Raw genomic sequence first — 10184 nt, 5'->3', positions numbered from 1 at the left:
ATATGCCATGCGCTCATCTTCTTTAACACGCCCTGGCTCATGCCACTCTTTGCGGCACAGTTTCGCCACTCAGCTACTAAGCCAAGGTACTGACATTCGTACTGTTCAAGAGCTGCTGGGCCATAAAAGTATCGAAACCACCCAAATATACACCCATGTGCTAGGCAATGGATTTGCGGGTGTCAGAAGTCCATTGGGTTAGTGAAGGGCAGTCATACTTCAATGATGCCCATTGTCGATCAAGTTAACGCCCCTTGCATCTCCCCCACCCGCCTCCTACACTGCGCTGAATACTGCTTGACGGGGTGCCGGTGGAACCGGCTGAGATCGCTATACGGCTGGCTGCTACAGCAAGTCGTCACGGCGGGGCCCGTTGAACCTGATCCGGCTAGTACCGGCGTAGGAATCAAGCGGTGGTTGGGGTGCGCCGTGTTCACCTGATACCTTGCCCCAACTCACTCTCCCTACGCCCGTGCGCCGGTTCGCTGTACCACCGGAGGCATCCAATATGGGCTACCGCTTTACCGATCTCACCACCGCTTGCCAGAACGATTGGCGCGCCTACATCGAGCACGATTTCGTGCGCCAACTGGGCAATGCCACGCTGCCTGAGGCGTCGTTTCGCCACTACCTGAAGCAGGATTACCTGTTCTTGATCCACTTCGCACGCGCCTATGCGCTGGCCGCTTACAAAAGCCCTACCTTGGCGGATTTGCGGCAGGCCCACGAGGGCTTGAAAGCCATTGTGGATGTGGAGCTGGGCCTGCACGTGGGCTTTTGCCAGGAGTGGGGCATCAGCGAACAGGAGCTTGCCGAACTCCCCGAAGCCCGCGCCACGCTGGCCTACACCCGCTATGTGCTGGATACCGGCAATCGCGGCGACCTGCTCGATTTGCACGTGGCGCTGGCCCCGTGCCTGGTGGGCTACGGCGAAATCGCCAACTGGCTGAACGCGCAGCCCTCTACGCTGCGCGGCGCGCAAAACCCCTTCGATGCCTGGATCGCCATGTACGAAAGCGAGGAGTTCCAGGCCGCCATGCAGGCGGAGCTTGCGTGGCTCGATGCCCGCCTGGCGGATGTCACCCCCGCCCGCTTTCGTGAGCTGAGCAAAATCTTCCGCGATGCCACCCGCCTGGAAATCGACTTCTGGCAGATGGGTTTAGACCTTTCTGAATAATCTCCTACCACATAGAGCAACCGTCATGACCAAGACCGTCAAAAGCAACACCGCACACTTTTTAGCCGAAACCGCCCAGGTCGATGCCGCCGCCGTGGCGCCGCTGCCCGGCTCGCGCAAGGTGTACGTGGAAGGCTCGCGGCCGGATATTCGCGTGCCATTTCGGGAGATCACCCTCTCGCCCACCAAAACCAGCGGCGCGGATGAGCAGAACCCGCCACTGCTGGTGTACGACACCTCCGGCCCCTACACCGACCCCAGCGCCAACATCGATTTGCGCCAGGGCCTGCCGGAGCTACGCCGGGCCTGGATCGAAGAGCGCAACGACACTGAGTTTCTGGATGGCCCCACCAGCCAGTACGGCCAGCGCCGCGCCAACGACCCCACCCTTGCCCAGCTGCGCTTTGATTTAAGCCGCACACCCCGCCGGGCGAAAGTGGGCAAGAACGTGACCCAGCTGCACTACGCCCGCCAGGGCATCATCACGCCGGAAATGGAGTTCATCGCTCTGCGGGAAAACCAGCGCCGCCAGGCGTTGGGAACGGCAGAAGTAGAGCGCATTCTGGGCCATCAGCATGCGGGCCAGAGCTTCGGCGCCAGCTTGCCCAAGGAGATCACGCCAGAGTTCGTGCGCGATGAGGTGGCCCGTGGCCGGGCGATCATTCCCAACAACATCAACCACCCGGAAAGCGAGCCGATGATCATTGGCCGCAACTTCCTGGTGAAGATCAACGGCAACCTGGGCAACTCGGCAGTTACCTCTTCCATCGAAGAGGAAGTGGACAAGATGACCTGGGGCATCCGCTGGGGTGCGGATACCATCATGGACCTCTCCACCGGCCAGAACATCCATGAAACCCGCGAGTGGATCATCCGTAACTCGCCGGTGCCGATTGGCACGGTGCCCATCTATCAGGCGCTGGAGAAGGTCAACGGCATTGCCGAGAACCTCACCTGGGAGATCTTCCGCGATACGCTGATCGAGCAGGCGGAACAGGGGGTGGATTACTTCACCATCCACGCGGGGGTGCTGCTGCGCTACGTGCCGCTCACCGCCAACCGCGTCACCGGCATCGTCAGCCGTGGCGGCTCCATCATGGCGAAGTGGTGCCTGTATCACCATCAGGAGAGCTTCCTGTACACCCACTTCGAGGAGATCTGCGAGATCTGCAAGCAGTACGATGTGGCGTTTTCGCTGGGCGACGGCCTGCGCCCCGGCTCCATTGCCGATGCCAACGATGAAGCGCAAATGGCGGAGCTGAAAACCCTGGGCGAACTCACCCATATTGCCTGGAAGCACGACGTGCAGGTGATGATCGAAGGCCCCGGCCACGTGCCCATGCACTTGGTGAAAGAGAACATGGACAAGCAGCTGGAGTACTGCGACGAAGCGCCCTTCTATACCCTCGGCCCGCTGGTGACGGATATCGCCCCCGGCTACGACCACATTACCTCTGGCATTGGGGCGGCGATGATTGGCTGGTTTGGCTGCGCCATGCTCTGCTACGTGACGCCGAAAGAGCACCTTGGCCTGCCCAACAAGGATGACGTGAAAACCGGCATCATCACCTACAAGATTGCCGCCCACGCGGCGGATTTGGCCAAGGGCCACCCGGCGGCGCAGCGGCGCGATAACGCGCTTTCCAAGGCGCGCTTCGAGTTCCGCTGGGAAGACCAGTTCAACCTGGGCCTGGACCCGGACACCGCCCGGGAATTCCACGATGAAACCCTGCCGAAGGATTCCGCCAAGGTGGCCCACTTCTGCTCCATGTGCGGGCCGAAGTTCTGCTCCATGAAGATCAGCCAGGAAGTGCGCGACACCTACCGCGACCGCACCCCGGAAAACGCCGCTGAAAGCGACGCTGAGGCGGTGAAGCGCGGCATGCAGGAGCAGGCGGAGAAGTTCCGCCGGGAAGGCAGCGAGCTATACCAGGAGGTGTGACCGCTCTCCCCCCGCCTGCGGGCGGGGGGAGAAACCCTCTGGATGTTCGGCCTCTTTGATGTTCGGTCCACTATTGTTATGTTATAACATATTAATTCAATCAAGGAGCCTCACCGTGGGTCTGTTGAAACGCGTACCTTCTCTGCTGGCGGCGGGCATGATGGCGCTGGGCAGCCTGAACGCCATGGCCGATGAGCCCGCCCTGAACGTGATGGCCTCGTTCTCGATCATCGAAGACCTGGCCCGCCGGGTCGGCGGCGAACGCATCGCGCTGACCAGCATCGTGGGCGCCAACGACGACGCCCACGTTTACGAGCCCACCCCAGCCGACGTTCGCCAGGTGGCGCAGGCAGACGTGGTGCTCATCAATGGCCTGATGTTCGAGGGCTTTCTTACCCGCCTGATCGAGGCCAGCGGTACCGAGGCCAGCGTGGTCACCGTCTCGGAGCACGCGGTGCATCTTGAAGACCCCATGGGCGGGCACTACCACTTTTATGGCGACCGGGCGGTGTTCCATGAAGCGCCCTACGACCCCCACGCGTGGCAGTCGGTGCCCAATGCCAAGGCGTATGTAGTGCGCATTGCCGACGCCTTCTGCGAGGTGGACCCGGAAGGCTGCGACACCTACCGCACCAACCAGCAGCGCTACGCACAGGACCTGGAAGCGCTGGAGCAGGAAATCCATGAGCGCATCGCCACGATTCCCGAATCCCGGCGTACCGTGGTGGTGGCACACCATGCCTTTCGCTACTTCGAAGAGGCCTACGGCGTGCGCTTTCTGGCCCCACAGGGGGTCTCCACCGAGTCCGAAGCCACGGCCGCCCATGTGGCGCAGCTGATCGATGCCATCGAGCAGCAGAGCGCCGTGGCGGTATTTGCCGAAAACATTTCCAACCCCCGGCTGGTCGAGCAAATCGCTCAGGAGGCCGGTCTGTCGCTCAGCGGCACCCTCTACTCGGACGCGCTATCGCGGGACGATGGCCCGGCGGCCAGCTACCTCGACATGATGCGCCATAACGTCGACACCCTTGTGACGGCGCTGCAGTAGCCACCCAGGTGATTAACCACGCCCCTTCTGGGCTCAAGGAGAGAGAAACGATGACCCCGATGTTTGTAGGTAAAGCGTTGACCGCGCTCGCTTTCGCGGTAGGCAGTGCCGCCGTGCAGGCCCACGACCACTCCCATGGTCACTCCAACCACAGCCATGACCATGCCCACGATGAAAACGTCACGGCCTGGCGGCTGGTGGTCGCCGACCAGCAGGATGCCGTGGTCCATGTCATCGACGCCACGGAGAAGTCGCTGCTGAACACCTTCGAGCTGGAAGGCCCGGCGGCGCTGCATCGCACCCGTAGCGGCGAGGCGGTATTTGCCGTACAAGGAGCGGCAAACACGGTGTCGGTGATCAATACCGGCATCGCTTTCCATGACCACGGCGACCACGCCGATATCGAGGTGGCCGACCCGGCGCTGCTGAGCACGGTTCTGGAAGGGGAGCGCCCCGCCCACTTCGTCGAGCGCCAAGGCTACATTGCCCAGTGGTTCGATGGTGAAGACGAAGCCCGCCTATTCACCGAAAGCAGCCTGTTGGCAGAGTCCCCCGAGATTCGTGCGGTGCCGGTGGAGGCGGCGCACCACGGAGTGGCCGTGCCTTTCCACCAGCATGCGGTGGTGACGGTGGTCAACCCGGAAGATGCGTCTCAACGCCCGGTCGGTGCCAAGGTACTGGATAGCGAGGGCAACCTGGTCGGCGACGAAGTGGCCTGCCCTGGGCTGCACGGCTCGGCGGGCTCTGGCAGCCTCTATGCGCTGGCCTGCCACACCGGCCTGCTGCTGATCGCCACGGAAGACGGCATGCCCCAGATCACCCACCTGCCCTACCCGAGCTCCCTGCCGGAAGGCAGTGCTTCCACCCTGCTGGGCGGCACCGGGCTACAGTACTTCCTGGGTAACTATGGGCCAGACCGGGTGCTGCTGGTCGACCCCACCGAAGGTGAAGAAGGCTTCCAGCTGGTGCAACTGCCTACCGGTCGCGTGCACTTTGCGGTGGACCCGATTCGCGCCCGCTACGCCTATGTGTTCACCGAAGATGGCCAGCTGCATCAACTGGATGTGCTGAACGGCGAGTTGACCCAGTCGCTGCGCCTGACCGAGCCCTACTCCATGGATGGCCACTGGAACGACCCGCGCCCACGCATTGCCGTGGCGGGTGAGCATATCGTGGTCACCGACCCCGCTACCGAAACGCTGCACTTCGTCAGTGCGGAAACCTTCGAAAAGGTCGATGAGATGGCCCTTGAAGGCAAGCCGTTCAATATCGTGGCGGTGGGCGGCACCGGCGTCTCTCACGGGCACTAAGCCTGCTGGCCCCTTTGACGGCTCGCACAAAACAACACCGGAGCCTTCGGGCTCCGGTGTTGTTATTGAGAGGGTATTGGCCGCCGGATCGATAACCTGAACGGTTTGGCCCCATGGGGCGGGCTAGCGATCCGGCAACGAATACGAACGCTGCTTACTTATCGAGCTTGTCCTTCACATCTCCCTTGCCTTTTTGCAGTTCGCCCTTGGCCTGCTGCGCTTTGCCTTTGGCTTCGGCTTCAGTGCTACCCGTTACCTTGCCAGCCGCTTCTTTCACTTTGCCTGCTGCCTTGTTGGCCGTGCCTTTTGCTTTATCTGAAGTACCTGCCATGACGAACACCTCTAATCCGTTAGTAGGGAATCGGCCGCTGTGCTACGGGTCTACCTGACCGTGCGGCCTGTTATCAGCGTAGCGGGTATTGCCAAAGTTGCCCATTTTCTTTTTTGCAAAGGCTTGGCTCCTGTTCAAGCAGCCTTCACGCAATCCGAGTGGCCACAAAGCGGTTCAGCACCCGTTGCACGCACGCCATCACTACCAGCGTTGCCACCAGCGCCACGCTCATGGAAGAGAAGCGGTACAGCGCGCTGTACACCAGGTCCTGCTGTGGCCCCAGCGACTGCCCGAACAGAATGCCTAGCGTGGTCAAGCCGCCAAACCCGATGCCAGAGCCGCCGCCTTCCAGAATGTGCTCGCGGGCGAACAGCATCAGCCCCAGCCAATAGAGCAGTATCACCAGCAGGAAATGGTGGCTTTGGGTATAGAGGACGAGCTGCATGGCCAGCGCCAGGTTGCATCCCAGCAAGGTGCCCACGGCGCGCTTGGCTGCCGATACCCGAGCGCCCTGATACCCCAGCGTGAACAGAATCAGGATGGTGGCCATTTGCGCCGACAATGAACCTTGCAGGTCGAACACCTGGAACACCACGAACGAGAGCGTGGCCGTGATCCCGCCCAGCAGGGTTTCATGGCGCACCTGGGCAAGCGGCTTGGCCGCCCTGGGCGGCGGCTGGCGGGGCTCGGTATCGGGGAACAGGGTATGCATCAGCATGGCGATGAACACGGCCAGCACGCTGGCCATCAGGTTGCTGGCCAGCAAATCGCCCAGGTCTACGCTGGGGTAGCTGGCAAAGTGCAGCAGTATGCTCAGCGTCAGGACGCCATTGGCACCAAACAGAAACAGCGGCCCTCTGGCCATCAAGGAGAAGCGCAGCAGAAACAGCCCCAGCACTACCAGCGTCATCACCACCGGCATGTGCTTCAACAGCCCCACCACCATGCTGACCTCCAGCGCGTTGAGACTGCCATTGGCCAGAAACTGACGGATGATGCCAGCATTCAATACAGGCACCATGCCCAGCAGGAACATCGGGAACACGGTGAAAAACACCCCGTAGTTCCAGCCCATCAACTGGCTGACCACGAACCCCAGCAGCCCGCCCCCCGCCACGCGCACGCACTGGCGCAGGCCGTTCTGGTCCAGGCGGCTCGCGGGCCGCGCCTGGGGCGGATGACGGAAACCCTGTTTGAATCGGTGAGTGAGCCGCCTGCTAAACCGAACCATAGACGTAGGCATGTCAGTAAACCGTGTTAGTAAACATGTCAGTAGACATAGTGCAGCCAGCTCACCAGGTGCGCCTGCAGCCAAGCGAAGGGCGCCGCTAGGGCATGCTGGCCCGGCCATAGCTGCACCGTTGCCCGTGCTCCGCTGGGGGGTAGTGAGGCCAGGTGGGTGCTCAAAGGATCGTCCAGCGCAATGTGCAGGCGCATGCGCTGGGCATCTCTTACCCAGCGGTCGGAGGTAGGAATGCTGGTCAACTGACCGTCGGCTGCCAGCTGCCCTTCGCGTACGCCCGCCTCCAGGGCGGTAACGCGGCCCTTGGCAATGTGCCCTGGCAAGGCATCGAACACGACCTGAGCCTCGTCGCCCACGTTCACATGGCGCAGGCTCTTTTCACGAAAGTCCGCGACGATCTCTGCTCGGTCGGCCACCAGCGCAATCACCGGCTGCCCCGCTGGCACATAATCTCCCGGCTGAAGCTGCAAGTTGGCCACCACGCCCGCCTCGCGTGCGCGTACCTGGGTTCTTTCCAGGTCCAGCTCGGCGCGGGCCAGCGCATTGTTGGCCTGGCGCAGGCGCAGATTGGCCTCGCCCTCCTCTCCCAGCTGCACCTCCAGGCTATCGATTTGCGCGCGGGCGGAAGTCACGGCCGCCTGGGCGGTATGCTCGGCGGCCACCTGCTGGTCGTACTGCTGGCGGGAGATGCCCTGCCGCCCCAGCAGCGCCTCGGCGCGGCGACGCTCACCGCTGCGCTCCTCCAGAGTTGCCTGGGCAGACACCAGCGATGCCCTGGCCGCTGCCAGCTCTGCCCGCAGTCGCGCGTTCTCCTGCTCGGCCTGCTCGCGGTTCAGCAAGGCCTGCTGCCGGGCCAGCTCGAACGGTGCTGGCTCCAGCCGGAACAACACGTCCCCTGCGGCTACCCGCTGGTGGTCGTTCACCAGTACCGCCTGCACGGGCGCGCCCAGCTCCGGGGCTATCTGGGTCACCGGCCGCATCACCCGCGCCTCTGGGGTCATCGGCATGAAGCTGTCAGCCACCAGAAAATAGACGAACAGCACCGCAAACGCCGCCAGCGCAATACGTACCCAGCGGCTGAAACGTTGATCAGGAGTCATTGGCGTACTCACTCACTGCCCTCGGGTAGCCCCGGGGATAGCATCAGAAGGAATACTTTAGTCTAACAAAATAATTAGCAGGCTAACAATAAGAGTATTAAGGCAAGATACTAATGGCCCATAACGACACTGCCGCCTTGCGGCGGCAGTCAATGGCAGGTGGATTGGTTAGCGGCAGGTGCTCAACGCCAGGAGGGTCCACCCATGACATCCGGCAGCCATAGCGCCAGCTGCGGAAAGCTCAGCACCAGCGCCAGCACGACCAGTTGCGCCAGAATGAATGGAACGACCCCCATGTACATGTGCCTGAGGGTGACCTCCGGCGGCGTAATGGCTCTCAAGTAAAAGATGGCAGGCGCCAGCGGTGGCGTAAGGTAGCTGGTCTGCAACACGACCAGGAACGCAACGCAGAACCATATTTCATCGAACCCAAGCATCCGCACGATCGGCATGGCCACGGGAATGATGATGAGCACCACGGAAATCAGGTCGAGAACGAAACCGGCGATGAACGCGATGAGCAGAATCAGCCCCAAAATCATCCATGGGCTGAGTCCCGTGTCCATCAGCAAGGCTTGTACGGTCGCCATCCCCCCAGAAGCGAAGAACACGCCTGCGAACATGCTTCCCCCCAGAACGATCAGGAGAATCATGGCCGAGATATTGACCGTCTTGATCGCGGAGTTCCACAGCACTTCCAGCGTCAGGTTGCGATACGCCGCCGCCAGCACGATGGACCCCAGCGCCCCGCACGCAGCGGCTTCCGTGGGCGTTGCCAGCCCCATCAGGATGGTGCCCAGCACGATGAAGATCAGCAGCATGGTCGGCACCAACGCCACCAGGGTGACCTTGATCTTTTCACCCCAAGCCACGTCAGGCTCCTGCTCTTGCACCCTGGGGGCCATGTCAGGCTTCAGATAAGCCACCCCGACGATGTACACCAGGAACATCACCGCCATCAAAAAGCCGGGAATCAACAGGCCACTGAACAGCGACCCCACCGATACGCCTGCCACGGGGCCCAGCACGACTACGGTGATGGATGGCGGAATCGCCGTTCCCAAAGAGCCACTGGCACAAATGGTGCCCGATATGAGGCTTTTACTGTAGTGATGCTTGAGCATGACGGGAATGGCCAGCATGCCGATGACGGCTTCCGTGGCGCCAACCACACCGCTCGATGCGGCAAACAGGGTGCCCATGATGATGGCACCGACGCCCAGCCCGCCGGGCAGCCGCCGGGTCCACATGTGAATGGCTTCAAACAGCCGCTCGGCGATTCCCGACCTTTCCAACATGGCGCCCATGAAGATGAACAGAGGCACCGCCGCCAGAATGGAGTTCGAAGCGGTATCTTCGATTTTGGTCAACAGCTGGTAGGCCGCCACATCACCAAACTGAATGATCCCGAACCCGGTGGCGACCAGGATCATGGAAAAGGCGATGGGAAAGCCCGAGATAATCAGCGCCATCAGCGCCGGAAACATTAGCAGCGCGAGATAACTACTCATGGTTGCCGCCCTCCACGGATGCCTTGCCACGGATCAAGCAGACGGATTTCAGAAACTCGGCAACCACTTGCAGGGAGAGAATGGCAAAGCCAATGAACCAGACGGTGAAGATTGGCCATACCACCGGGTTCCAGGCCGAACGGCCTGAGCGCTCGTTGCTTTCAAACGCACCCAGCGCGTATTTCGATAGCTCCCACACCAGCCACACCAGCACGGGCAAAAACATGACGTAGCCAACCGCACGTATTGCCGCATTGGCCCTGGCGCTCAGCTTCAGCGCCATGATATCGACACTGACGTGTTGGCCAATTCTCAGGGCATTGGCCATGCCCAGCATGAACATGGCCCCCATGACCATGTAACTAACCTCGAATGCCCAGAGCGTGGGCCTGCCCGCCACATATCGGCTGAACACTTCCACGATCAGGGCACCGATAAGAGGAAACACCAGTAATGCGCCCAACCATCCCGACAGGCGGGTCAGCGCTTCGATTGCTTTAATCAGTTTCATGACCAACTCTC

General features: G+C 61.6%; 10 protein-coding genes and 1 riboswitch. Of the genes, 5 read left to right on the top strand and 5 right to left on the bottom strand.

What is annotated here, in order from left to right:
• Positions 1 to 7 precede the first annotated feature (7 nt).
• The 5 genes from CWI66_RS02955 to aztD all read left to right on the top strand — a co-directional run bounded on the left by CWI66_RS02955 (position 8) and on the right by aztD (position 5477).
• Positions 8 to 202 (top strand): tyrosine-type recombinase/integrase, encoded by a 195-nt coding sequence (locus CWI66_RS02955; RefSeq protein WP_137095120.1) that lies wholly within the window; start codon positions 8 to 10, stop codon positions 200 to 202.
• 89 nt (positions 203 to 291) lie between these two features.
• Positions 292 to 423: riboswitch (TPP riboswitch) on the top strand.
• Positions 424 to 508: 85 nt separating this feature from the next.
• A complete protein-coding gene (tenA, locus tag CWI66_RS02950; protein WP_100730893.1) occupies positions 509 to 1177 on the top strand; it encodes a thiaminase II in 669 nt (222 codons plus the stop codon).
• A gap of 25 nt (positions 1178 to 1202) precedes the next feature.
• Positions 1203 to 3119: a phosphomethylpyrimidine synthase ThiC gene (gene thiC / locus CWI66_RS02945; protein ID WP_100730892.1), complete on the top strand. Its 1917-nt coding sequence runs from the start codon at positions 1203 to 1205 to the stop codon at positions 3117 to 3119.
• Between the two features lie 115 nt (positions 3120 to 3234).
• Positions 3235 to 4167 carry a zinc ABC transporter substrate-binding protein AztC gene (gene aztC, locus CWI66_RS02940; RefSeq protein ID WP_100730891.1) on the top strand — a complete coding sequence of 311 codons (933 nt, stop codon included), beginning with the start codon at positions 3235 to 3237 and terminating at the stop codon, positions 4165 to 4167.
• Between the two features lie 50 nt (positions 4168 to 4217).
• The gene (gene aztD, locus CWI66_RS02935) at positions 4218 to 5477 is read left to right on the top strand and encodes a zinc metallochaperone AztD (RefSeq protein ID WP_100730890.1); all 1260 of its coding nucleotides are present in this window, start codon (positions 4218 to 4220) and stop codon (positions 5475 to 5477) included.
• Positions 5478 to 5631: 154 nt separating this feature from the next.
• Here aztD and CWI66_RS02930 read toward each other — a convergent pair whose 3' ends face one another.
• From CWI66_RS02930 to CWI66_RS02910, 5 genes are all read right to left on the bottom strand, one after another.
• Positions 5632 to 5808, bottom strand: coding sequence for a CsbD family protein (locus tag CWI66_RS02930; RefSeq protein WP_100730889.1), 177 nt, complete (start codon positions 5806 to 5808; stop codon positions 5632 to 5634).
• 145 nt (positions 5809 to 5953) lie between these two features.
• A complete protein-coding gene (locus CWI66_RS02925; protein WP_232710715.1) occupies positions 5954 to 7051 on the bottom strand; it encodes a DUF2955 domain-containing protein in 1098 nt (365 codons plus the stop codon).
• 26 nt (positions 7052 to 7077) lie between these two features.
• Positions 7078 to 8151 carry an HlyD family secretion protein gene (locus CWI66_RS02920; protein ID WP_096922475.1) on the bottom strand — a complete coding sequence of 358 codons (1074 nt, stop codon included), beginning with the start codon at positions 8149 to 8151 and terminating at the stop codon, positions 7078 to 7080.
• 182 nt (positions 8152 to 8333) lie between these two features.
• On the bottom strand, positions 8334 to 9662 hold the full coding sequence (locus tag CWI66_RS02915; protein ID WP_026001796.1) for a TRAP transporter large permease: 1329 nt from the start codon (positions 9660 to 9662) through the stop codon (positions 8334 to 8336).
• Entirely contained in the window at positions 9655 to 10173 is a 519-nt protein-coding gene (locus CWI66_RS02910) for a TRAP transporter small permease subunit (protein ID WP_016914662.1), read from the bottom strand. Before CWI66_RS02910 ends, CWI66_RS02915 begins: the two co-directional genes overlap by 8 nt.
• Positions 10174 to 10184 lie beyond the last annotated feature (11 nt).

The organism is Halomonas sp. 141 (genome assembly GCF_002810305.1).
Taxonomy (GTDB): domain Bacteria; phylum Pseudomonadota; class Gammaproteobacteria; order Pseudomonadales; family Halomonadaceae; genus Vreelandella; species Vreelandella stevensii.
This window is presented reverse-complemented; position numbering and strand designations above follow the sequence as displayed.

Bases quoted from the DNA above. Each gene is read 5' to 3' on its own strand.
- CWI66_RS02915 (WP_026001796.1), bottom strand. From the start codon at position 9,662: ATGAGTAGTTATCTCGCGCTGCTAATGTTTCCGGCGCTGATGGCGCTG.
- tenA (WP_100730893.1), top strand. From the start codon at position 509: ATGGGCTACCGCTTTACCGATCTCACCACCGCTTGCCAGAACGATTGG.
- CWI66_RS02930 (WP_100730889.1), bottom strand. From the start codon at position 5,808: ATGGCAGGTACTTCAGATAAAGCAAAAGGCACGGCCAACAAGGCAGCA.
- CWI66_RS02910 (WP_016914662.1), bottom strand. From the start codon at position 10,173: ATGAAACTGATTAAAGCAATCGAAGCGCTGACCCGCCTGTCGGGATGG.
- aztD (WP_100730890.1), top strand. From the start codon at position 4,218: ATGACCCCGATGTTTGTAGGTAAAGCGTTGACCGCGCTCGCTTTCGCG.
- thiC (WP_100730892.1), top strand. From the start codon at position 1,203: ATGACCAAGACCGTCAAAAGCAACACCGCACACTTTTTAGCCGAAACC.
- CWI66_RS02925 (WP_232710715.1), bottom strand. From the start codon at position 7,051: ATGCCTACGTCTATGGTTCGGTTTAGCAGGCGGCTCACTCACCGATTC.
- CWI66_RS02955 (WP_137095120.1), top strand. From the start codon at position 8: ATGCGCTCATCTTCTTTAACACGCCCTGGCTCATGCCACTCTTTGCGG.
- CWI66_RS02920 (WP_096922475.1), bottom strand. From the start codon at position 8,151: ATGACTCCTGATCAACGTTTCAGCCGCTGGGTACGTATTGCGCTGGCG.